The following is a 21,637-nucleotide window of genomic DNA, read 5'->3' on the forward strand; positions in this document are numbered from 1 at the left end:
TTGATGCGCGTCCTTGCTATCGCTGAACGCCCATGGAGTCAGGCCCAGCTCGCTCGGCAGGTCGGGGTGTCTCAACCGGCCATCTCTCAGAGCCTTCGTGCACTGGGCGACCTTGTCGAGCGAGGTGCGCACGGCTGGGCGGCGCGGGATCGCACGCAGATGTGGGACGCATTCCTGGACTCGTACCGCGGGCCCGGCGGTGTCACGTCGTGCTGGTACGGCCTCGACGGGGTAGTGGCTCAGGCGCGGACCGTGCTCACTGCCGCAGCTGACATGCACACACGTGCGCTGTCATCTGGCGATGCCGCAGCGGACGAGTTCGCGCCGTGGCGTATGCCGGGTCGAGGCGTCGTCTACGTGCAGCGGTCGATAGACCTGCAACGGTATGGCCTGGCTGAGTCCGGGCCTGATGAGGCAACGATGTGCGTCACGGTTCCGGCGGATTGGACACTGTGGGCCACCGCGCGTACGTGGGGGTGGGAGGACACGGTAGACCCTCTGTTGGTCGCTTGGGATGTACGGCGATCGGGGGCCCCGACGCGGCTGAGTCGGCAGTTCGTCTCAAATCCGCGGTACTCACGCGTCGCACCGATGGGGAGCGGTTGCGTCATGAGTGACGCACTCCATCAGGGAGGCCGCGGCGGCATCCATCGCAGGGTGTCGATTGTCGCTGTCTCCCGTGCGGACGATGCGTCGTATCACTCGCTCGCTGATGTGTGCGAACTCACCGCTGAGTATGCAGACGTGCGAATCGTCGGCGGACAGATGGTGAGTCTCCTGACCCAAGCGTTCCCCGCAGACGGCGTTGTCCCGCGGCGCACCGCCGATACCGATGCGGCGATCTCGATGGAGATTGCGTCGAGCGGAGACATCCATGAACGACTGATCGGGCACGGCTACGTTGCAGAGGTCGGCAACCGCTATGTGCGCGCGAACGCCGCTGGCCTCACGCTCGCGGTGGACTGGCTGGTACCGGCGACGGGGGCGGTCTTCTCGTCTCAGGTGGTGGGTGGCCGTGGCTTCGATGCAACTCCGGGCCTGGGACTCGCTCTCGCAGCCCCTCCGATCGTGATCACTGTTGAGGCTGCACTCACGGACGGCGCCGCCATGGCATTCGCTGCGCGTGTGCCGCCCGTCGAACACGCGGTCGTCCTGAAGACCTATGCGACCCGTTCCCGTTCCGCGAGCAAGGATTACACCGATCTGTTCAATCTGCTCGCGATTGCACACGAGTATCGGGACCGGCAGGACGAGATCGGTGGCTGGCGGCTCAAGGCGGCCATCTCGGGCGCGCGGGGTGATGCGTCCGGAATCCTGCGCGACATCGCCGACTCGGCCCGAAGCAACCGCACGCTCGCCGAGGCCGACGTACCTCGACCGCGGCTGGTGGCCCTGATCCGCGAGTTGGTTGGTGCCTAGCCGCGCCCCTGTCCGCACCCCGGCCCGAGCATCGTCCCCCTCCTCCCGATAGGGTGGAACCGTGCCAGTCAACATCGAGGCGGTGGGCCGCGCGTACGGCCCGCACGAACCGTACGAGGTCACGCGGATCAAGATTCGCGAATTCGCCGATGCCGTGGATGCGAGGTCCTTCGCGCACCTGAGCGAGGAGGCGGCTCGCGCGGAGGGCTACCCCGACGTGGTGGCCCCCACCACGTTCGCGGTCGTGATCGCGCAGCAGGCCGAGTTCCACGTGGTGGTCGACCCCGAGGTGGGCGTCGACTTCTCGCGCGTGGTGCACGCCGACGAGCGCTTCACGCACCACCGCCCGATCATCGCGGGCGACCTCATCTCGAGCACGGTGCACATCGACTCGATCACGCAGCGCGGCGGCATCTCGATGGTGACCACGCGCACCGAGTTGGTCGACGCCGACGGCAAGCCCGTGTCCACCGTGGTGAGCACCCTCGCGGTGCGCGAGGAGGCCTCATGAGCGCCGAGAACCGTCCGAGCTTCGACGGCCTCGAGGTAGGTGAGGTGGTCGCGGAGCGCGAGATCGAGCTCACGCGCGACTCGCTCGTGCGGTACGCAGGGGCCTCGGGCGACTTCAACCCGATCCACTACAACGACGTGGTCGCGCAGCAGGTGGGGCTTCCCGGCGTCATCGCTCACGGCATGCTCACGCTGGGCCAGGCCGCGTCCGTGGTCGAGGAGTGGGCCGGGCCGGGCAACGTCGCGGACCTGCAGGCGCGCTTCACGCGTCCCATTCCGGTGCCTAACCCCGGCGTGGCCGTCGTGACCGTCACCGCCAAGGTGGGCGCTCTCGACCCCGAGCGGCGCACCGCACGGATCGACGTGACCGTGGACTTCCAGGGGCAGAAGGTGTTGGGCAAGGCGCAGGCGCTGGTCCCCTGCGCGTAGGCGTGTCCGGGGTCCCGGTCGCGACGCGATACGCTGGCGCCGCATCCGCCCCCTCGCCGTGAGCCCCGACCGGCTGGTGGGCATCACCATTGGGAACTCAGCGCCCACGAACTACTGAGGAGACACACATGTCCGCGCCTGCGCGCCCCGGCATCGTCGCCAAGCTCGACACCTATTTCGAGATCACCCAGCGTGGCTCGACCTTCGGCCAGGAGATCCGCGGCGGTCTCACCACCTTCTTCACCATGGCGTACATCGTGGTGCTGAACCCGCTGATCATCGGCACCGTCGCCGATGGCACGGGCGAGTACCTGGGAGGCGGCGACGCCCCCAACCTCGCGATGATCGCCGCCGCGACCGCGCTCGTCGCGGGCCTGCTGTCGATCGCGATGGGGGTGTGGGCACGCTTCCCGCTCGCCCTCGCGGCCGGGCTCGGCCTCAACGCGTTCGTCGCATACGGCATCGCCGCGCGCGAGGGCATGACCTGGCCGCAGGCCATGGGCTTCGTGGTCATCGAGGGCGTCATCATCCTCGTGCTGGTGCTCACCAACTTCCGCAAGGCCGTGTTTGCCGCGGTGCCCACGTTCCTCAAGCAGGCCATCGCGGTCGGAATCGGCCTGTTCCTCGCGTTCATTGGACTGTACGACGCTGGCATCGTGCGCGCGGGCGCCGGCACCCCGACCCAGTTCGGGTTGGGCGGCTACATCTCGACGTGGCCCATGGTCGTATTCATCGTGGGCCTGTTCACGGCGATCATCCTCATGGTCCGCAAGGTGCGCGGCGCGCTACTCATCTCGATCGTGGTCGCCACCGTGCTCGCGGTGCTCATCGAGGCCGCGCTGTCGCTCGGATCCGCGGTCGAGAACCCGTCGGGCTGGGCGCTCGTGGTGCCCGCGGTGCCCGACTCGGTCGCGTCCGTGCCCGACTTCTCGCTCGTGGGTCAGGTGGACCTCTTCGGCGGCTTCACGTCGCTGCCCGTGCTCACCGCGCTCCTGCTGGTCTTTTCGCTGCTCATCGCCGACTTCTTCGACACCATGGGCACCATGACCGCCGTGGGCGCCGAGGCCGGGCTCAACGACAAGGACGGCAACCCGCCGCGCTCGCAGCAGATCCTGCTGGTGGACTCGATCGGTGCCGCCGCGGGTGGACTGGGATCGGTGTCCTCGAACACCACGTACATCGAGTCCGCGGCCGGCGTGGGTGACGGCGCGCGCACCGGCCTCGCCTCCGTGGTGACCGGCATCGCGTTCCTGCTGTCGACGTTCCTCACTCCGCTGTACGAGCTGGTGCCGTTCGAGGCCGCCACGCCCGTGCTCGTGGTCGTCGGCTTCCTCATGGTCTCGCAGGTCGCTGGGATCGACTGGAAGGACTACCGGATCGCGATCCCCGCGTTCCTCACGTTCATCCTCATGCCGTTCGGCTACTCGATCTCCGTCGGAATCGGCGCGGGCTTCATCTCGTACGTGCTGCTCCAGGTGGCGACCGGCGCCGCGCGCAAGGTCCACCCGCTCATGTGGGCGGCCTCGGGAGCGTTCGTGGTCTACTTCGCGCTGGGTCCCATCACCTCGCTGGTGGGCTGACCCAAGCAGGTGTGCGTGCCCGTGGGGCGGGTCGATCACGGATCGACCCGCCCCACAGGCTCCGCGAGCCCGAATGGCGGACGATGCCGGGAACGGCCCGCGATTCAGGTCGCCGAGGCGTGGGGCGGGCGCGCCGTGGTGTTGCCCAGGCGCAGCTCGAGCTCCATCACCACCGGCTCGGGGCTGTCGCCGGCGAGCAGCGCCTTGACCTCGGCCGCCATCGCGTGGCCCTTGGCCTCCGCGTCCTGCACCTGAGTCGTGAGCTCGAGCGGCGCGATCCAGGGCAGGTCGATTCCGTCGAAGCCGGTGATCGACAGGTGCTGAGGCACCGGGATGCCCAGCTCGCGCGCGGCAAGGATCGCTCCCCCGCCAGGAGATCCGACTGGCACACGAGCGCGGTGGGTCGCGGCTCCTGGGCAAGGGCGAGGTGGGCGGCGGCGAGGCCCTCGGCCGCGATCGACGCGCGCGCCTCGACCACCACGCACGGCTCGACCCCGGCATCGGCGAAGGCCTCGAGCCTGCGGTGCACCGGCGTCCATGCGGTCTCGGCGAGCGCGTCCTCGAGCGTGCGCACGCGCGTCTCCCCGTCGAGTCCCGCGGGGAGAGTGATGGTGCCGATCCGCTCGTGACCCAGGTCGACGAGGTGGCGGATGAGCGCCGCCGTCGCCGCGCGGTCGTCGATCTCGAGGATGCCGGCCCCCTGCGGGGCCTCGCCCTCCATCACCACCATCGGAAGCCCGCGGCGGCGCAGGATGTCGATCGCGGGCTCGCCGTCGTGATCGCGCACGCGCAGCAGCACCGCGGCGTCCATCGACGCGGTCTCGAGCAGGCTGCGTTCTCCCGGCTCGCCCGTCGGCGTGGGGATCAGCAGCACGCCGAGCCCCATCTGACCGAGGTCGCCCACCAGCGCGTCCATGATGCGCAGCATGAGGGGATCGCGGAGGGACAGCTGGAGGCGCTCGTGAATCACCACCCCCACCACTCCGGTGCGACCCGAGCGCAGCGCCTGCGCGTGGGGCGCGGGACCGCCGTAACCCAACTCCGCGGCCGCGCGTTCGACCTTGGCGCGCGTCTCGGCTGACAGCGGTCCGGCGCCCGAGTACGTGAGGGATACAGTGGAGAGCGACACTCCTGCGAGTGCGGCGACATCGGCCATCGTTGGTCGACGTGTGCGTGCCACGTGGGTCTCCCTCGGCTCGTCGTCACCGCGCTCGGCGAAGCGAAGGCGATGCCCGGCGGCGGTGATGCGGTGTGGTGTGGTGCCCAGCGTAGCGCCGCGTACCTCGGCCATTGCCCGTCCGTCTCGCACCGCCCGCCCGACCTCGACCGTTCTCTCCCGCAAAGGTGATCGTGACCCACGTCATAGAGCCCCCGTACTCCGCCCCCGCATCGCCGCCGCACGTCGCGGCGTGCTCGCCCTCTTCTGGCTCATGGGCGTGTTCATGGCGACGATGGTGGCCCGTTACCCGTCGATCACCGAGCTGCTCGATGTGACCTCCGGCGAACTCGCGCGGCTGCTCCTGTTCGGTGCGCTCGGCGCGCTGTGCGCGCTGCTCGTCACCGGATGGTCGGTGGCCAGGTTCGGCACGCGCGCGCTGCTGTGGTGGTCGTCGTTCGCGCACCTCGGGGCGTTCGTGCTGCTGGGGGCGTCCACCGCGCTCGGCTCGCAGGTGCTGTTCGCCGCGGCATCGTTCCTCGTGTCCGTCGCGTTCGCGTTCACGAACGTGTGTATGAATGCCGAGGCGGCCGAGGTCGAGAGGGCCATGGATCGCGCGGTGCTGCCGCAGTTCCACGCCGCGTTCTCGGTGGGCATGGCGATGGGCCTCGCGCTCGGAGCGGGCGCGTCGCACGCCGGCGTGGCCCCGGTGTGGCACTTCGCGGCGGTCGCCGTGGTGCTCACCGCGGTGCGGCTCGCGGTGCTGCCCGCCGCGGTGCTGGATGGCGCCGCCCGTCCGGACGATGCCCGGCCCGGGTTCGGCGGTCCGTTCGCCGCCGCGCGCGACGAGTATCGCGAGCGGCGCGTGATCCTGCTCGGCCTCATCGTGTTCTCGGCGTCCACGATCGAGGGAGCGGCGGCCCAGTGGGCCGCGCTCGCGGTGGTCGAGGCCTTCGACCAGCCCGAGGCGGTCGGAGACCTCCTCTACTGGGTGTTCGTGGTGGCCATGGTGTCGGTGCGGTGGGCGGGTGCGCTCGTCATCGGCCGCCTCGGGCGCGTGGTGTCGCTGCGCGTGTCGGCGGTACTTGTCACGGCGGGCGTCACGATCTTCGCGTTCGCGCCGGCGCTGTGGCTCGTGCCGGTCGGCATGATCCTGTGGGGACTCGGCGCCGCGCTCGGCGTGCCGATCGGCTTCTCGGCGGCGTCCGACGAGCCCTCCCGTGCCGCGGCCCGCGTCGCCGCGGTGTCCTCGTTCTCGACCATCGCGGGACTCGTGATGCCTCAGGTGATCGGCCACCTGGGAGACGTGATCGAGCTGCGCAAGGCGCTCCTCGTGGTGGTCGCGGGGGCCGTGATGTCGTTTGTGCTCGCGCGCGCGGTGCGGCGCGAGGGTCCGCTGTTCAGGTCCCACCGGGTGCTCGCGCGCCGCGAGGCCGAGGAGGAGGCACGGGCGACAGGTCGCGCGGCGGGACACGTGTCGACCGCCGAGCGGGACGCCGCCGCGGCAATCCTCGCGGAAGGAGTCGAGCCGACCCAGGCGCTGCCCGAGCCTGCCGATGCCCCGACGGCGGGCGGCGATCGCCCCGATACCCTGAGGGCATGAACCTCGCCTCGCTCACCACGCTGCGCGTGGGTGGTCCGGCGCGCGAGTTCCGCGAGGCGGCGACGGAGGCGGAGCTCATCGACGCGGTCCGGTCGGCTGACGCGGACGGCACGCCGCTGCTGGTGTTGGGCGGGGGGTCCAACGTGTTGGTCTCCGACGACGGCTTCGACGGCGTGGTCGTGCGCGACGCGCGCGCGGACGTCTCGCTCGTCAACGACGGCGCGTGCGGCGGCCTGTCCATCACCGCGACGGCGGGCACCCCGTGGGACGGACTGGTCGCGCAGGCGGTCGCGTCGAAGTGGAGCGGCTTCGAGGCGCTCGCGGGCATCCCCGGCTCGACGGGCGCGACCCCCATTCAGAACGTGGGCGCCTACGGAGCCGAGGTGTCCGACATCGTGTCGATCATCCGCACGTGGGACCGCGAGGACCGGCAGGTGCGCTCGCTGCCGCTCATCAAGGCGCAGTTCGGATACCGCGACTCGATGCTCAAGCGCACCATGACCGACGGCCCGTGGGGCCCCACCCCGCGCTACGTGGTGCTCGACGTCACCTTCCACACGCGCATGGCAAGCCTGGGGGCGCCCGTCCGGTATCAGCAGCTCGCGACGGCCCTCGGGGTCGAACTGGGCACGCGCGTGCCCATCATCGACGTGCGCGAGGCCGTGCTCGCGCTGCGCGCGTCCAAGGGGATGGTGCTCGATGCCGCGGATCACGACACGTGGAGCGCGGGGTCCTTCTTCACCAACCCGGTGGTGGCGGACGATGCCCTGCCTGAGGATGCGCCCCGGTATCCGTCGGGACGGGAGGGCCTTGTGAAGACCTCCGCCGCGTGGCTCATCGAGCAGGCGGGATTCACGCGCGGCTTTGCGATCGCGCCGGGTGCACCCGCGTCGCTGTCGACCAAGCACACGCTCGCGCTCACCAACAGAGGCGGAGCGACCGCTGCCGACCTGGTCGCTCTCGCGCGCGCGGTGCGGGACGGGGTGCGCGAGCGATTCGGCATCACGCTCGTGCCCGAGCCCGTGGGCGTGGGCATCACCGTCTAGCCAGCCCGCGTGCCGGACCGATCCATGATCGATCCGGCACGCGGGCCGTGGCTACCCCGCGGCGGCCGCTACCCGTCGGCGGCGATCGCCTGCAGGATGTCCATCTTGGACGCCCGGCGCGCAGGCCACAGCGCGGCGAGCACGCCCGCGAGCGCGGCCCCCACGGTGTAGACCGCGAGCCAGCCCCACGGCACGGCGACCGTCGAGAACCCGAAGTCCTCAAGCGCAAGCACCAGGGCCGCGCCGAGTCCCACGCCAAGGATCATGCCGAGGATGGTGCCGAAGATCGCCATCACCATCGACTCGATCGTGATCATGCGGCGAATCGACGTGCGCCGCACACCCACGGCGCGCAGGAGCCCGATCTCCCTGGTGCGCTCGGTCACCGAGAGCAGCAGGGTGTTGGCGACACCCAGGATCGCGATGATGAGCGCCGCGCCCAGCATGGCCGAGATCACGCCCAGCAGCAGGTCGATGAACTGGTTCGCGAACTGCTCGAGCTCGCTCGGTGACTGGAGAGCCAGGAGCGGGTACTCCTCGCCAAGGGCGGCGATCAGCTGCTCTTGAGCCTCCGCAGCGTCGACGCCGTCCTCGAGCACGACCCAGGCCTGGAAGACCTCGGTATCGCCGAGCAGCTCGGCTCCGGTCTCCTGGTCGACCCAGAGGTTGGCGTCGCCCTCGTTAAGGTACAGCCCCGTGACCGTGAGGGTCACGCTGCCCTCCGCGCCCTCGAGAGTGATCTGGTCGCCCACGTCGACACCCAGCTCCTGGATCACGGGGTCGATGAAGACGCCGCCGTCCATCGCGTCGAAGGCGGGGTCGTTGTTGTAGTCGAACGCGAGATCGGCGGTCTCGGGCTGGATGACGGCCACCGACCTCGACACCCCGTCGACGTCCGCCTCGCCCACGCCGAGAGTGCTGACGAAGTCCACGCCGGTCTCCGCGTCGAGGAGCTCGATCGCGCCCTGCGGGAGCGCTCCGCCCTGCGAGTCGAGGACGAAGAAGTCGGCGCTGGTGCCCTGGAACTGCTCGGTCACCACCGCTTTGAGTGACTCGGTGAACGTCGCGACGAGCGCGAGCAACATCACGCCGATCATCAGCGCGGCCGCCGTGTTGGCGCTGCGCCGTGGCTCACGGCGGATGTTGTTGGCCGCGAGCTTGCCGTCGACGCGGAAGAGCCTGGTCAGCATGGACTTGAGCCCGAACGCGAGCGGCACGAGCACCTGAGCCGCGAGCAGCGTGACGCCGATCACGAGGAGCATCGCGCCCGCACCCACGTAGATGTAGGGACGCTCGAGGCCCATGTACAGGCCCACGACGATCGACAGCACACCCAGCAGCGCGATTGCGCCGCCCACGATGTTGCGCAGCCGCAGCGGCTTCTTCGACTCGGTCGCGGACTCGCGCAGCGCCTCCATCGGGGAGATGGTCGACGCATGGATCGCTGGCACGAGCGCCGAGACGACCGTCACGAGCGAACCGAGGACGTAGCTCCATACGACGGCGTCGAGCGGCAGAGTGACCGTGCCGAAGAGATCGCCCGAGAACGTCTCGACCAACGCGGAAAGGCCGAGCGCGCCCAGGTAGCCCAACACCAATCCGATTGTCGAGGCGACCGCGGCCACCACGAGCGCCTCGAGCAGGATCATGGTGCGCAGTTGGCGACCCGTGACGCCGATCGCGCGCAGCAGCCCGAACTCCCTCGTGCGCTGCGTCACGATGATGCGGAACGTGTTGACGATGATGTACGAGCCGACGAACAGCGCGATGAGCGCGAACGCGATCGCGAAGATGTCGATGTACTGGAGGAGCTCGTCGAGCTGCTCGGCCTGCTCGGCCGCCTTGGCTTCGCCGGTGATCGCGCGCGTGCCGTCGGGGATGACCTCGCTGATCGCGCTCGCGACGGCCTCCTTGTCGGCCCCCTCCGCGGTGATGACGGCGATCTGCTGGAAGCCATCCATGCCGGACAGCTCGATCGCGGCGGCCTCGGTCATGTAGCCGAGCGTCGCGCCCTGCAGCGAGTTGGACTCGCCGAAGCGCACGAGGCCAACGAGCTCGAACTCCGTGACGCCCGACTCGGTCGCGACCATGACGTCGTCGCCGATCTCGTAACCCAGCCGGGGAGCAGCGTCGAGGTCGAGCACGATCTCGTCGTCGGCCGCGGGGCCCTCGCCCTCGACGAGCTCGGACAGGTCAATGCGCGGCTCTCCCACCCAGTTGAAGAGCTGGCTGGGGGCGCCGCCGCCGCCGGTCAGGTCGCCGGTCGGCTCGAAGTCGGCGGGGAGGACGGACCCCATGACCTGGATGCCGCCCTCGGCGCGCTCGACGCCGTCGACGCCGCGCACGGAGTCAAGGTCGTCGAACGAGAACACGGCCTCGCCGGCCGCGAAGGGGTCTTCACCCTCGGAAGAGGCGTCGGGCGCGGGCTCGACGATCACGTCGGTCGACGCGTAGATCTCCTCGAACAGCTTGGTGAAGCCGCTCGACAGCGCGTTGGTGAGGGTAAACGTGGTCGCGGCGAGCGCGACTCCGAGCGCCACCGCGATCGCGGTGAGCACCAACCTCTTGGGGTTGTGCTTGACGGACTTGACTGCGAGGCGGAACATCAGTGCCCCATCTGCTTCATGCGGTCGAGCACGCGCTCCGCGGTGGGCTCGCGCATCTCGTCGACGATGTGACCGTCCTCGAGGAAGAGGATGCGGTCCGCGTACGAGGCCGCGGTCGGGTCGTGCGTCACCATGACGATGGTCTGGTGGAACTCCTTGACCGCGCGGCGCATGAAGCCCAGCAGCTCGGCTCCCGAGCGCGAGTCGAGGTTGCCCGACGGCTCGTCCGCGAAGATCAGCTCGGGGCGGGACACGAGCGCGCGCGCGACCGCGACGCGCTGCTGCTGTCCGCCCGAGAGCTCGGCGGGCAGGTGAGTGAGACGGTCGCCCAGGCCCAGCACGGCGATGATCTGGCCGAACCAGTCGGCATCCAGGTCGCGTCCCGCGATGTCGAGCGGCAGCGTGATGTTTTCCTTCGCGGTGAGCGAGGGGATGAGGTTGAAGGACTGGAAGACGAAGCCGATCTTCTCGCGGCGCACCTGGGTGATCTTGTCCTCGGACAGGCCGGTGATGACGGTCTCGCCGATCGACGACACGCCCGCGGTGAGGCGGTCGAGGCCCGCGAGCGTGTGCAACAGCGTCGACTTGCCGGAGCCGGACGGTCCCATGATCGCGGTGAACTCGGCGGCGGCGATGTCGACGTCAATCCCGTCGAGCGCCCGCACGGCCATGTCGCCGGTGCCGTAGTCCTTGGTGCCGCCGCGCATCGACGCGGCCAGCGTGACAGTTGAGGTCATGGGAAGGCCCTTCTTCGTAGTGAGATGGCGCCTTCGCTTGCCGGCGCCGTGAACCGATGACCGCCCCAGTCTGGCGGCGGGCCCGCGGCCCCGGCATCGGCCGCACGGACGGTTCTCGCGCGTCCGCCTCAGGGATGACCCCGTCAGGCGCGCGGCACCACGATCCCCGAGTCGTACGCCTCGACAACGGCCTGCACGCGGTCGCGCACGCCCAGCTTGGTGAGGATGTGGCTCACGTGAGTCTTCACCGTCGTGCTCGAGACGTAGAGCTGCGACGCGATCTCCTGGTTCGACAGGCCGCGGGCCATGAGCCGCAGCACCTCGACCTCGCGGTCGGACAGGTCGCCGATCGCCTCGGCGCTCGGCACGTGGTCCTCGTCCCTCAGCGGCGCGGTGCGCGCGAACTGCTCGATCACGCGTCGCGTCACCTCGGGCGCGAGCAGCGCCTCGCCCGCCGCGACGACGCGCACCGCGGCGACCAGCGCGTCGCCCTCGACGCTCTTGAGCAGGAATCCCGACGCCCCCGCGCGCAGCGCCTCGTACACGTACTCGTCGTCGTCGAACGTCGTGAGGATGACGATGCGCGAATCGGGGTGAGCAGCCAGCACCTCGCGGGTCGCGGTGAGGCCGTCCATGCCCGGCATGCGCACGTCCATGAGGACCACGTCGGGGGAGTGGGCCGCGACGATGCGCGCCGCCTCGGTCCCCGACGTCGCCTCCGCGACCACGGAGATGTCCCCCTCGGACTCGAGGATCATGCGCAGGCCCACCCGCACCATCGCCTGATCGTCGACCAACGCGACCCGAATCATCGTCCACCCTCCGCCGTGCGCGCGCGCGCGCCACCACCTGGTCGTCACCCGAGGGCAGCACCGCGCGCACGCGGAAGCCGCCGCCCTTGCGGGGACCGTACTCGAGGATCCCGCCGAGCGCGTGCACCCGCTCCGCCATGCCGCGCAGGCCGTGGCCCCCACTCGTGCGCGCCGCGTCGGAGATCACGCCGCGGCCGTCGTCCTCGACGACGACCGTCACGCGGTGCGGCTGACGCTCGACGCGCACCATGGCGCGCGCGCCGGGGCCCGCGTGCTTCATCGCATTGGTGAGCGCCTCCTGCACCACGCGATACGCGCTGAGTTCGACCCCGGCGGGCACGTGTGACGTACCCGAGATGCTGAGGTCGACGGGCAGGCCGGCGTCCTCGACCTGCTGGGCGAGCGCGGGAATCGCGGCGAGTGCGGGCATCGGCTCGAGGTCGATCACGGCGCGGTCACGCTCCGCGGTGTCGACGGCGTCCTGCTCGGTGGCGCGGAGCACGCCGATCATGCGCTGCATCTCGACCAGACCCTTGCGGCCCGAAGCACTGATGGTGCCGAGCGCGTCGAGCACACGCTCGTCGGACTGCTTGGCCAGGCGACGCGCGCCCTCCGCCTGCAGCGTCATCACCGTGATCTCGTGCGCCACGACGTCGTGGAGCTCACGCGCGATTCTCGCGCGCTCGGCCCGCACGGCATCGGCCGCGACGACCTGCTGCGCCTGCTCGCGCCGCGCGTGCTCGAGCTCGAGCTCGGTGAGCCGCTGTCGCCTGCGGAAGTCGACGAATCCGATCATGAGCGGCACCACCACGGCGAGCGTCACCGCGATGAGCGACGTCCACTGCACGAAGTCGGTGAGGAACAGCCCCGCCGTGGTCCACAGCAGCATCACGAGCCCGACCGCGAGGCCGTGCGTGAGCGCCGCGCGGCGCGGCGTGTAGGCCGCCAGTCCGTACAGCGCGACGTAGATCGCGAACATCGCGGAGGTGTCGGGGTAGCCCATCCCGACCGCGATGATCCACGGCACCAGCACGGCCCACACGACGATCCGCGGGTACACCTGTCGCCACGCGAGGGTGACCTGCGCGACCAGGAGCACCACGCCGAATGCGTCGTAGGGCCGCGTGCGGTCGAGGATGAACTCCGCCGACTGATCGACCCCGATCAGCGCGAGGACCAGCAGCGCCGCCGCGATCGCGATGTCCCACCAGCGGGGTGCCTTGACGTCCATCCGCCCAGGGTAGGGCGGTCGGCCCGTCCGCGGCATCGGCCGCAGGGACGATGCCCCGCTAGTGGTCGTCGTGCCGCATCCAGCGGAACGTGCGGATCGCGAGGAACAGTCCGACGATCACCCACAGCGTCAGCACGATTGCCGTCGCGGGGTGCTCCCACGAGCCGCGTGCCTCTGCCATCGCGAAGTCCTCGGGCAGGAACACCGAGCGCATCCCCTGCGCGAGCCACTTGAGCGGGAAGATCTCCGCAAAGCGCTGGAGGAAGACCGGTAGCTGCGTGTAGACCAGGAACACTCCGGACGTGAACTGGAGCACGAGCACGATCGGCGTGACGATCGCGGAGCCGGCCTTCGCGTTGCGCAGCAGCGAGGACATCGCGAAGCCCAGGGTGGTCGACGCCGCCGTACCCAGCAGGAACACCCACGTGAACGTCCACCAGCGGCCCGCATCCGTGGGTAGCGCGACGTCGTAGATCGCGACTCCCAGAGCGATCAAGACCGCGATCTGGATGATCGACACCACCAGCACCTGCGCGATGCGCGCGGCGAAGAACGACGTCGTCGGCAGCGGCGAGGCGTAGATGCGCTTGAGCACGTCCTCGTCGCGGTCGATCGCGATCGACATCGCGAGCGACTGGAAGCCCGTGTTGGCGATTCCAGTCGCGATCATGCCCGGCAGGAAGTACTGCGCGAACGTGACGTCGGTGGGCTCGAGCACCTGGCCGCCGAACACGGACCCGAACAGAAGCAGGAAGAGCATCGGGAACGCGAAGATGAAGATCATCTGTTCGCGGCTGCGCACGAACTCCTTGACCTCGACCACGAAGCGATTGTGGGTCATCGACATCCACGTGGGTGTAGGCCGGGTGTCGGGGGTGCGGGGGGACGATGCCGTGGTCGCGGTCATGACCGGCCTCCTTCGGTGGTGGCGGGCTGGGCGGCTGCCGCCGCGGCGTCCTCGGCCGCGCTCGCGGCCTCGCCGATCAGCGTGAGGTAGACGTCCTCGAGCGAGGGGTGCACCACCTGGAGGCCGTCCACCTCGCCCTCGGTGCGCGCGAGCAGCTCGCGCAGCAGCGCGGTCGGCGTCGCGGTCTCGACCGCGCGCGACTCGCCGTTCTCGACCCAGCTCACCCTGGCATCGTTCGCGCGCGCCCGCAGCCCGGACGGGGTGTCGAGGGCCACGAGGCGCCCCGCGGCGATGATGCCGATCCGGTCCGCGAGGTAGTCGGCCTCGTCGAGGTAGTGCGTGGTGAGGACCACCGTGGTGCCGTCACCTCGCAGCGCCTCGATGAGTCGCCAGAAGGACCTACGGGCCTCGGGATCGAAGCCCGTGGTGGGCTCGTCGAGGAAGACCAGCTCGGGGCGGCCGATCACGGCGAGCGCGACGTCGAGCCGGCGGCGCTGGCCGCCCGAGAGGGTCTGCGGCTTGGCGCTCGCCTTCTCGGTCAGCCCCACGGCGTCGAGGGTCTCGTCGACGTCCCGCGGGTGAGGGTAGTAGCGGGAGGCGTGAACGAGCGCCTCGCGGGCCGTGAGGGCCGAGTTGTCCGAGGTGGTCTGCAGCATGATGCCCACGCGGGCGCGCCAGTGCTTGTCCGCGTGCTGCGGGTCCTCACCCAGCACGCTCACCTCGCCGGCGGTGCGCTTGCGGAAGCCCTCGAGGATCTCGACGGTCGTGGACTTGCCTGCCCCGTTGGGGCCCAGCAGGGCGAAGACCTCGCCCGCCGCGATGTCGAGGTCGACGCCGTCGACGGCGTGCAGGTCTCCGTAGTGCTTGCGCAGTCCCCTGAGGGAGATGGCGGATGCGGTCATGGCTTGGAGCCTAGGCCAGCCGCCCGCGCGGGTGCCTCCGTCGCGCGGACGAAAGTGGGGCATCGTCCCAGCGGACGATGCCCCACCCTCGGCGTACGAGGCGCTACTCGGAGAGCAGGCGCTGGATGCGACCCACACCCTCGGCGAGGTCGTCGTCGCCCAGCGCGTAGCTGAGGCGCATGAAGCCGGATGGGCCGAACGCCTCACCGGGCACCACCGCGACCTCGGCCTCCTCGAGGATGACGGTCGCGAGGTCGGCACTCGTGGCGATCTCGCGACCCCGGATGGTGCGACCCAGCAGGCCCTCGACGCTCGGGTACGCGTAGAACGCCCCCGTGGGGGTGGGGCACACGATGCCGTCGATCTCGCGCAGCATGTCGACCATGGTGCGGCGGCGGCGGTCGAAGGCCTCTCTCATCTCGTGAACGGCCTCGAGGCCGCCCTCGAGCGCGGCGATCGCGGCGCGCTGCGACACGTTCGCGACGTTGCTCGTGAGGTGGCTCTGGAAGTTGGCGGCGGCCTTGGTGACGTCCGCGGGGGCGATCATCCATCCCACGCGCCAGCCGGTCATCGCGTAGGTCTTCGCGACGCCGTTGACCACGATGCACTGGTCGGCGAGCTCGGGCACCGCGCGGACGATCGGCGTGAAGACCGCGTCGTCGTAGACCAGGTGCTCGTAGATCTCGTCCGTGATCACCCAGATGCCGTGCTCGACGGCCCACTCGCCGATCGCCCTGGTCTGGGCGGGGGAGTAGACGGCTCCCGTGGGGTTCGAGGGGAGCAGAACAGCAGCGCCTTGGTCTTGTCCGTGCGCGCGGCCTCGAGCTGCTCGACCGTGACCAGGTAGTCCTGGTCGGCGCCGGCGAAGACCTCGACGGGCGTGCCTCCCGCGAGCGCGATCGCCTCGGGGTAGGTGGTCCAGTACGGCGCGGGCAGCAGGACCTCGTCGCCCGGGTCGACGATCGAGGCGAAGGCCTGGAACACGGCCTGCTTGCCGCCGTTGGTGACGATCACCTGGGCGGGGTCGATCTCGTAGCCCGAGTCCCGCATCGTCTTGGCGGCGATCGCCTGCTTGAGCTCCGGCAGGCCCGTCGCGGGGGTGTAGCGATGGTTCTTCGGGTCCTGCGCGGCGGCGACCGCGGCCTCGACAATGAAGTCGGGCGTGGGGAAGTCGGGCTCACCTGCGCCGAACCCGATGACGGGACGGCCGGCGGCCTTGAGCGCCTTCGCCTTCGAGTCGACGGCGAGGGTGGCGGACGGCGCGATGGCGCCGAGACGGGCGGAAACGCGGCGAGCAGGCTTCATGCGGGCCATTCTTCCATCTTCGGTTCGGGTGTCGAGCCGGGGCGCGGGTGGGTCGTGCACCGTCGCGGTCCACCGGCCCCCTCAGCATGCCCCGCGCCGCCCCGTGCCGCCCGGCGCGCGGGCGATCCTCGGGACCGCCCGCGATTCGGGCCGCCACGACCCAGGACGCGTACGGATCTCTGAACGGTGCGCAGGCGGGGTGCCCTCGCGTTGGCCTCCACGGCGCTGTGCCGATGTCCCCGGCCTCCGCACCACGCGTGCACGTCCACGATCGTGCGCCATGCGGAGGCGGGGCGCCACGCCGCGGATCACGGTGGGGCCATGGATCCGGTGCGGCTCGTGGAACTCAACGGGGGCGCGATGCGGCGAGCTGACGCGCTGCGATCACGCCTCACGCGTACGGCGCTCGACTCGGCCGTGCGCGAGGGCCGGCTGATGGTTCCGACCCGGGGCGTGGTGGCCGTGGCGACCGCCTCGCCGCGGGCCATCGTCGCGGCGACGGTGCGTGCGCGCCTCACGTGTGTCTCCGCGATCGCGGAGCAGGGCCTGCCGCTGTGGGGCCGGGTTTGCGACGTCCATGTCGCGACGGCGACCGGCGGACACGGCCCGAGAGAGAGGGATGGCCTGCGGGTGCACTTCGCGCGTGACTGCGGCCGCTCGCTTGCGCCGATGCCCCTCCCGACCGCGCTCGATCACGCGGGCCGATGCGTCGGGGACCGCGCCCACCTCGTGATGCTCGACGCCGCGTTGCGCGCTGGCCTCGTCAAGGGCGCGGACCTGAGCGCCTGGACCGCGACGCCCGCCGCGCGCAGGGACTGGCTCCTCGCGCATTGCGATCCCCGTGCCGAGTCCGCGCAGGAGACCATTGCTCGAATTGAGCTTGTCGAGGCCGGGATACCCGTGGTGCCCCAGGTCTACGTCGACGGAGTGGGGCGGGTGGATCTCATGGTGGACGGCAGGCTCGCGCTCGAGGTCGACGGACGGCGCTATCACGATGGCGATGACGCCTTCACTCGCGATCGCAGGCGGGACAGGGTGGTGCTCACCCGAGGGGTACTTGCCGCTCGGTTCTCGGCGGCGGAGGTGGAGCATGCACGCAGGGGCGAGATCGCGCGGGCGGTGGTCGAGATTCTGGCGGCGCATAGTGGCGCGGCGAGGCCGTCCCGGACGGCTCATACTTGAGGCATGCGCCCGCGTTCCAGATGAGGAGCGCTCGGGGTGCGGGTCGATCCCAGGATCGCCCGTAGAGCGGTACGTGACGAGGTCCCCACGCGGCACACGCGAGCGGCGGTTCGACTCTCGGGACAAAAAGGCGTAGCATGGCACGTCGGCGATTGACACACGTCAGGATGGTTCGCGCCCTGAGGGCGGACGATGCTGTGGTGGCAAGCGCCGACGGGGGTCACAACCCCCGAAGGGCAGTGGCGCAATTGGTAGCGCATCGGTCTCCAAAACCGACGGTTGTGGGTTCGAGTCCCGCCTGCCCTGCGCAACGTGGGGATCCCCACGCACGCAATCCACGAGAGAAGGACTTTTCGGTGAGCGAATCTGCCGTGACCGACTCCGGAGAGAAGGACCCGCGGCACGAGACGCGCGAGGGTCTGAACATCTTCGGACGCATCGCGCTCTTCGTGCGCCAGGTCATCTCCGAGCTGCGCCGCGTGGTCACCCCCACGCGCGAGGAGCTGATCCGCTACGTGTGGGTGGTGCTCGGGTTCGTGGCGGTCATGATGGCGCTCGTCTTCGTCCTCGACCTCGCGTTCGGATGGATTGCCGCGAAGACGTTCGGCGGCTAGGGCCGCCTCAAGGGGAGTGAATGATGAGCGACAACACTGACGAGACCGTGGTCCCGGTCGACGAGGCCGGCTTTGCCGACGCACCCGTCGACGCGGCGATCGAGGCGGACGACGACACCGTCCCCTCCGACGAGCTCGAGAGCCTCGCACCCGAGGTGGACGCGCTCGCGATCGCCGACGAGGACACGACCGTTGACGAGGACGCCTCGATCGACGACGCACCCGCCGACCCCGTCGCGGAGTTCAAGGCGCGCCTGCGCACCCTCGAGGGTGACTGGTACGTGGTCCACAGCTACTCGGGCCACGAGAAGCGCGTCAAGCAGGCGATCGAGCACCGCACCGAGAGCCTCCACATGGAGGACTTCATCTTCCAGGTTGAGGTCCCGATGGAGGAGGTCGCCGAGATCAAGGGCGGCCAGCGCAAGCTCGTCACCCGCGTCCGGATGCCCGGATACGTCCTGGTCCGCATGGACCTCACGGACGAGTCCTGGGGCGCCGTGCGCAACACGCCCGGCGTCACCGGATTCGTGGGTCACGCTCACAACCCGGTGCCGCTGACCGCCGACGAGGTCTACTCGATGCTCGCGACCAAGGAGGTCACGGCGGCAGCAGCGGCCGAGGACCCCTCGGCGCAGCAGGCCCCCGTCTCCGTCGAGTTCGAGGTCGGCGAGTCGATCACCGTCATCGACGGCCCGTTCGCGACCCTCCCGGGCACGATCTCGGAGATTTCTGCCGAAAGCCAGAAGCTCCACGTGCTCGTCTCCATCTTCGGCCGGGAGACCCCGGTCGAGCTGTCGTTCTCCCAGGTCACCAAGATCTAGGTTCGGCAGCACCCTCGCGGCCGCCAAGCCGCACAGGCAAGAAAGATAAGGACCCGAAAATGGCACCCCCGAAGAAGAAGGTCTCCGGTCTGATCAAGCTTCAGATCCAGGCCGGCGCCGCCAACCCTGCCCCGCCGGTCGGTCCGGCGCTCGGTCAGCACGGCGTCAACATCATGGAGTTCTGCAAGGCCTACAACGCGGCCACCGAGTCGCAGCGCGGCAACGTGATCCCCGTGGAGATCACCGTCTACGAGGACCGTTCGTTCACGTTCGTCCTCAAGACCCCGCCGGCCGCCGAGCTCATCAAGAAGGCCGCTGGCGTCGCCAAGGGCTCCGGTACCCCGCACACCGCCAAGGTGGGCAACCTCACCGAGGCCCAGGTGCGCGAGATCGCCGAGCAGAAGATGGCCGACCTCAACGCCAACGACATCGACGCTGCGGCGAAGATCATCGCAGGCACCGCCCGTTCCATGGGCATCACGGTCTCCTAAGACCCCTGACCTAGTGGGAGGGCCGCGCTGGCCCGCCACCACGACTGCAAAGGAACATCGCAGATGACTAAGCGCTCCAAGGCTTACCGCGACGCAGCCCAGCTCGTCGACCGTAGCCAGCTCTACACGCCGCTCGAGGCAGTGCGCCTCGCGCAGAAGACGTCCTCGAAGAACACCGACTCGACCATCGACGTCGTGTTCAAGCTCGGCGTCGACCCGCGTCACGCGGACCAGATGGTCCGTTCCACCGTCATCCTGCCTCACGGCACCGGCAAGACCGCCCGGGTCCTGGTCTTCGCCAACGGTGACAAGGCAGAGGCCGCCCGCGAGGCTGGCGCCGACATCGTCGGTGGCGACGAGCTCATCGAGGAGGTGGCCGCCGGACGTCAGGACTTTGACGCAGTGGTCGCCACCCCCGACCTCATGGGCAAGGTGGGTCGCCTGGGCCGCGTGCTCGGCCCCCGTGGCCTCATGCCCAACCCCAAGACGGGCACCGTGACGATGGACGTCGCCAAGGCCGTGTCCGAGATCAAGGGCGGAAAGATCGAGTTCCGCGTCGACAAGCACGCCAACCTGCACACGCTGCTGGGCAAGGCGTCGTTCGGCGACGAGAAGCTGCTCGAGAACTACCAGGCCGTGCTGGACGAGGTCCTGCGCGCCAAGCCCTCGGCCTCGAAGGGCAAGTACATCGTGAAGGCCTCGATCTCCGCGACCCAGGGTCCCGGCATTCCGGTCGACGCCCTCGCGAAGTCCGAGGCGTAGTCTCCGGCTCCACGAGTCTCTCGCACACCGCCCGGCGATCCCGGGCGGTGTGACGGAGAACGGGTCGCGCGGGTGTCACCCACCACCCTGCCCCGCGCGCCCATCCGGCCCGGTTCCCCCACGGGGGAACCGGGCCCTCTCTTTCCCGGGACGATGCCGAGGTGACCGGGCAGGCGGGCCCCGCCCCGCATCGGCCGATTTGCGGACGATGCCCCGGTCACGTAGGATGGCCAGGCCCAAGACCGCCGGTCGTCGGGCCCGGGATCCCCGGGAACGGCCGAAGTCCCGCTCACGCGGGGTCCAGCGCAGGTGAAGCTGATAGCGCAGTGCGCACAGACTCTCGGGCGGCCTGATGGCCGCCTTTGGTCTGTGGCCAGCGCCTCCGGCCCCGCCTGCGCGGGGCCTTTGTCGTGTCCGGGGCGGGTGCGGTGGTCATCCGAAGGAAGGACAAACATGGCGACGCCAGACAAGGTGAACGCTGTTGCGGAGATCGCGGACCAGTTCCGCAACTCCTCGGCGGTGCTGATCACCGAGTACCGCGGCCTCTCCGTCCCGCAGCTCGCAAAGCTGCGCGGTGAGCTCCGTGGCGCCGCGACCTACAAGGTCGCGAAGAACACTCTGACGGCGCTCGCGGCCAAGGACGCCGGTGTGGAGGGTCTCGACGACCTTCTCGTCGGCCCCACGGCCATCGCTTTCGTCACCGGTGACCCGGTGGAGGCTGCGAAGGGTCTTAAGGCTTTTGCCAAGCAGAACGACAAGCTCGTCATCAAGGGCGGCGTTCTCGAGGGCAAGATCATCTCTGCGGATGATGTCAACAAGCTGGCGGACCTCGAGTCCCGCGAGGTTCTGCTTGCCAAGGCTGCCGGCGCCATGAAGGCGTCGCTCTTTGGTGCTGCATACCTGTTCCAGGCACCGCTTGCTCAGGCAGCGCGCGCCGTCGACGCCCTGCGTGCGAAGCAGGAAGACGCGGCCTAACGGTCGCACCCCACCCCATTCATCTGCTTCACGCAGTCAAAGAGTAAGGAAGTCATCATGGCTAAGCTCTCCACCGAGGAGCTCATCGAGCAGTTCAAGCAGCTCTCGCTCATCGAGCTGTCCGAGTTCGTCAAGGCGTTCGAGGAGACCTTCGAGGTCACCGCCGCCGCGCCGGTCGCCGTTGCCGCCGCTGCCCCCGCCGCCGAGGCCGCCGCCGAGGTCGAGGAGAAGGACGCGTTTGACGTCTTCCTCGCCGCCGTTGGCGACAAGAAGATCCAGGTCATCAAGGAGGTCCGCGCACTGACCGGACTCGGCCTGGGCGAGGCCAAGGCGCTCGTGGACGAGGCCCCGAAGGTGGTCCTCGAGGGCGCCAAGAAGGACGACGCCGAGAAGGCCAAGGCTCAGCTCGAGGCTGCCGGCGCCACCGTCGAGCTCAAGTAACACGGCTCGCAGAGACGGGGTCGGGTCCGCAAGGGCCCGGCCCCGTTTCGCTGATTCTGGGGGACGATGCGCCCGCGTGCCCACGCACGGGGCGGGGCAAGGAGAAGG

At 69.8% G+C, this 21,637-nt stretch carries 19 protein-coding genes, 1 tRNA gene and 3 pseudogenes; 14 read left to right on the forward strand and 9 right to left on the reverse strand.

Going from position 1 to position 21,637, the window contains the following annotated elements:
• The first annotated feature begins 609 nt into the window (after window positions 1–609).
• The 4 genes from QUE44_RS12510 (at window position 610) to QUE44_RS12525 (ending at window position 3,938) form a co-directional block, all read left to right on the forward strand.
• Window positions 610–1,419, forward strand: a complete 810-nt coding sequence (locus tag QUE44_RS12510) for a hypothetical protein (protein ID WP_286214932.1) — start codon at window positions 610–612, stop codon at window positions 1,417–1,419.
• Window positions 1,420–1,480: 61 nt separating this feature from the next.
• Window positions 1,481–1,930 carry an FAS1-like dehydratase domain-containing protein gene (locus tag QUE44_RS12515; protein ID WP_286214933.1) on the forward strand — a complete coding sequence of 150 codons (450 nt, stop codon included), beginning with the start codon at window positions 1,481–1,483 and terminating at the stop codon, window positions 1,928–1,930.
• Window positions 1,927–2,358 carry a MaoC/PaaZ C-terminal domain-containing protein gene (locus QUE44_RS12520; RefSeq protein WP_286214934.1) on the forward strand — a complete coding sequence of 144 codons (432 nt, stop codon included), beginning with the start codon at window positions 1,927–1,929 and terminating at the stop codon, window positions 2,356–2,358. Before QUE44_RS12515 ends, QUE44_RS12520 begins: the two co-directional genes overlap by 4 nt.
• A 128-nt stretch (window positions 2,359–2,486) precedes the next feature.
• Window positions 2,487–3,938, forward strand: coding sequence for an NCS2 family permease (locus QUE44_RS12525; protein ID WP_286214936.1), 1,452 nt, complete (start codon window positions 2,487–2,489; stop codon window positions 3,936–3,938).
• A 104-nt stretch (window positions 3,939–4,042) separates the two neighbouring features.
• Here the strand turns inward: QUE44_RS12525 and QUE44_RS12530 are convergent, their stop codons facing one another.
• Both QUE44_RS12530 and QUE44_RS14210 read right to left on the reverse strand, forming a co-directional pair.
• Window positions 4,043–4,477, reverse strand: coding sequence for a substrate-binding domain-containing protein (locus tag QUE44_RS12530; protein ID WP_286216773.1), 435 nt, complete (start codon window positions 4,475–4,477; stop codon window positions 4,043–4,045).
• A gap of 551 nt (window positions 4,478–5,028) precedes the next feature.
• Window positions 5,029–5,229, reverse strand: a pseudogene (locus tag QUE44_RS14210) (hypothetical protein); the annotation flags it as partial.
• Between the two features lie 118 nt (window positions 5,230–5,347).
• Here QUE44_RS14210 and QUE44_RS12540 point away from each other — a divergent pair.
• Together QUE44_RS12540 and QUE44_RS12545 are read left to right on the forward strand one after the other, a co-directional pair.
• Entirely contained in the window at window positions 5,348–6,697 is a 1,350-nt protein-coding gene (locus QUE44_RS12540; RefSeq protein WP_286214937.1) for an MFS transporter, read from the forward strand.
• Window positions 6,694–7,743, forward strand: coding sequence for a UDP-N-acetylmuramate dehydrogenase (locus QUE44_RS12545; RefSeq protein ID WP_286214938.1), 1,050 nt, complete (start codon window positions 6,694–6,696; stop codon window positions 7,741–7,743). The genes QUE44_RS12540 and QUE44_RS12545 overlap by 4 nt, the downstream gene beginning before the upstream one ends.
• A 68-nt stretch (window positions 7,744–7,811) precedes the next feature.
• Here QUE44_RS12545 and QUE44_RS12550 read toward each other — a convergent pair whose 3' ends face one another.
• From QUE44_RS12550 to QUE44_RS12580, 7 genes and pseudogenes are all read right to left on the reverse strand, one after another.
• Window positions 7,812–10,349 carry an ABC transporter permease gene (locus QUE44_RS12550; protein WP_286214939.1) on the reverse strand — a complete coding sequence of 846 codons (2,538 nt, stop codon included), beginning with the start codon at window positions 10,347–10,349 and terminating at the stop codon, window positions 7,812–7,814.
• Window positions 10,349–11,086 carry an ABC transporter ATP-binding protein gene (locus QUE44_RS12555; RefSeq protein WP_286214940.1) on the reverse strand — a complete coding sequence of 246 codons (738 nt, stop codon included), beginning with the start codon at window positions 11,084–11,086 and terminating at the stop codon, window positions 10,349–10,351. The genes QUE44_RS12550 and QUE44_RS12555 overlap by 1 nt, the downstream gene beginning before the upstream one ends.
• Before the next feature lie 143 nt (window positions 11,087–11,229).
• Window positions 11,230–11,898 (reverse strand): response regulator, encoded by a 669-nt coding sequence (locus QUE44_RS12560; RefSeq protein WP_286214942.1) that lies wholly within the window; start codon window positions 11,896–11,898, stop codon window positions 11,230–11,232.
• A gap of 61 nt (window positions 11,899–11,959) precedes the next feature.
• Window positions 11,960–13,165: pseudogene (locus tag QUE44_RS14455) on the reverse strand (sensor histidine kinase); the annotation flags it as partial.
• Window positions 13,166–13,187: 22 nt separating this feature from the next.
• Window positions 13,188–14,036, reverse strand: coding sequence for an ABC transporter permease (locus QUE44_RS12570; protein ID WP_286214946.1), 849 nt, complete (start codon window positions 14,034–14,036; stop codon window positions 13,188–13,190).
• On the reverse strand, window positions 14,033–14,938 hold the full coding sequence (locus QUE44_RS12575; protein WP_286214947.1) for an ABC transporter ATP-binding protein: 906 nt from the start codon (window positions 14,936–14,938) through the stop codon (window positions 14,033–14,035). Before QUE44_RS12575 ends, QUE44_RS12570 begins: the two co-directional genes overlap by 4 nt.
• Window positions 14,939–15,041: 103 nt before the next feature.
• Window positions 15,042–16,252 (reverse strand): annotated as a pseudogene (locus tag QUE44_RS12580) (pyridoxal phosphate-dependent aminotransferase).
• A gap of 312 nt (window positions 16,253–16,564) precedes the next feature.
• Between QUE44_RS12580 and QUE44_RS12585 the strand changes: the two are divergent.
• The 8 genes from QUE44_RS12585 (at window position 16,565) to rplL (ending at window position 21,529) form a co-directional block, all read left to right on the forward strand.
• Complete coding sequence (locus tag QUE44_RS12585) at window positions 16,565–17,425, forward strand: hypothetical protein (RefSeq protein WP_286214949.1); 861 nt, start codon at window positions 16,565–16,567, stop codon at window positions 17,423–17,425.
• Between the two features lie 233 nt (window positions 17,426–17,658).
• Window positions 17,659–17,731 (forward strand) — tRNA-Trp (locus QUE44_RS12590).
• A gap of 50 nt (window positions 17,732–17,781) precedes the next feature.
• Entirely contained in the window at window positions 17,782–18,039 is a 258-nt protein-coding gene (secE, locus tag QUE44_RS12595; RefSeq protein WP_286214950.1) for a preprotein translocase subunit SecE, read from the forward strand.
• A 23-nt stretch (window positions 18,040–18,062) separates the two neighbouring features.
• Window positions 18,063–18,860, forward strand: coding sequence for a transcription termination/antitermination protein NusG (gene nusG, locus QUE44_RS12600; protein WP_286214951.1), 798 nt, complete (start codon window positions 18,063–18,065; stop codon window positions 18,858–18,860).
• A gap of 59 nt (window positions 18,861–18,919) precedes the next feature.
• Window positions 18,920–19,351, forward strand: a complete 432-nt coding sequence (rplK, locus tag QUE44_RS12605) for a 50S ribosomal protein L11 (protein WP_286214952.1) — start codon at window positions 18,920–18,922, stop codon at window positions 19,349–19,351.
• 63 nt (window positions 19,352–19,414) lie between these two features.
• A complete protein-coding gene (gene rplA, locus QUE44_RS12610) occupies window positions 19,415–20,113 on the forward strand; it encodes a 50S ribosomal protein L1 (protein WP_286214953.1) in 699 nt (232 codons plus the stop codon).
• Window positions 20,114–20,566: 453 nt separating this feature from the next.
• Entirely contained in the window at window positions 20,567–21,088 is a 522-nt protein-coding gene (gene rplJ / locus QUE44_RS12615) for a 50S ribosomal protein L10 (protein ID WP_286214954.1), read from the forward strand.
• 57 nt (window positions 21,089–21,145) lie between these two features.
• Window positions 21,146–21,529: a 50S ribosomal protein L7/L12 gene (gene rplL, locus QUE44_RS12620; protein WP_286214955.1), complete on the forward strand. Its 384-nt coding sequence runs from the start codon at window positions 21,146–21,148 to the stop codon at window positions 21,527–21,529.
• Window positions 21,530–21,637 lie beyond the last annotated feature (108 nt).

It is taken from the genome of Demequina sediminis (genome assembly GCF_030296675.1).
GTDB lineage: Bacteria > Actinomycetota > Actinomycetes > Actinomycetales > Demequinaceae > Demequina > Demequina sediminis.

Excerpts from the sequence above, each read along its gene's own strand:
- QUE44_RS12510 (WP_286214932.1), top strand. The coding sequence starts at position 610 with ATGAGTGACGCACTCCATCAGGGAGGCCGCGGCGGCATCCATCGCAGG.
- QUE44_RS12525 (WP_286214936.1), top strand. The coding sequence starts at position 2,487 with ATGTCCGCGCCTGCGCGCCCCGGCATCGTCGCCAAGCTCGACACCTAT.
- QUE44_RS12560 (WP_286214942.1), bottom strand. The coding sequence starts at position 11,898 with ATGATTCGGGTCGCGTTGGTCGACGATCAGGCGATGGTGCGGGTGGGC.
- rplK (WP_286214952.1), top strand. The coding sequence starts at position 18,920 with ATGGCACCCCCGAAGAAGAAGGTCTCCGGTCTGATCAAGCTTCAGATC.
- QUE44_RS12555 (WP_286214940.1), bottom strand. The coding sequence starts at position 11,086 with ATGACCTCAACTGTCACGCTGGCCGCGTCGATGCGCGGCGGCACCAAG.
- rplJ (WP_286214954.1), top strand. The coding sequence starts at position 20,567 with ATGGCGACGCCAGACAAGGTGAACGCTGTTGCGGAGATCGCGGACCAG.
- QUE44_RS12570 (WP_286214946.1), bottom strand. The coding sequence starts at position 14,036 with ATGACCGCGACCACGGCATCGTCCCCCCGCACCCCCGACACCCGGCCT.
- rplL (WP_286214955.1), top strand. The coding sequence starts at position 21,146 with ATGGCTAAGCTCTCCACCGAGGAGCTCATCGAGCAGTTCAAGCAGCTC.
- QUE44_RS12545 (WP_286214938.1), top strand. The coding sequence starts at position 6,694 with ATGAACCTCGCCTCGCTCACCACGCTGCGCGTGGGTGGTCCGGCGCGC.
- QUE44_RS12530 (WP_286216773.1), bottom strand. The coding sequence starts at position 4,477 with ATGGACGCCGGTGCACCGCAGGCTCGAGGCCTTCGCCGATGCCGGGGT.
- QUE44_RS12550 (WP_286214939.1), bottom strand. The coding sequence starts at position 10,349 with ATGTTCCGCCTCGCAGTCAAGTCCGTCAAGCACAACCCCAAGAGGTTG.
- QUE44_RS12520 (WP_286214934.1), top strand. The coding sequence starts at position 1,927 with ATGAGCGCCGAGAACCGTCCGAGCTTCGACGGCCTCGAGGTAGGTGAG.
- QUE44_RS12585 (WP_286214949.1), top strand. The coding sequence starts at position 16,565 with ATGGATCCGGTGCGGCTCGTGGAACTCAACGGGGGCGCGATGCGGCGA.
- nusG (WP_286214951.1), top strand. The coding sequence starts at position 18,063 with ATGAGCGACAACACTGACGAGACCGTGGTCCCGGTCGACGAGGCCGGC.
- QUE44_RS12575 (WP_286214947.1), bottom strand. The coding sequence starts at position 14,938 with ATGACCGCATCCGCCATCTCCCTCAGGGGACTGCGCAAGCACTACGGA.
- rplA (WP_286214953.1), top strand. The coding sequence starts at position 19,415 with ATGACTAAGCGCTCCAAGGCTTACCGCGACGCAGCCCAGCTCGTCGAC.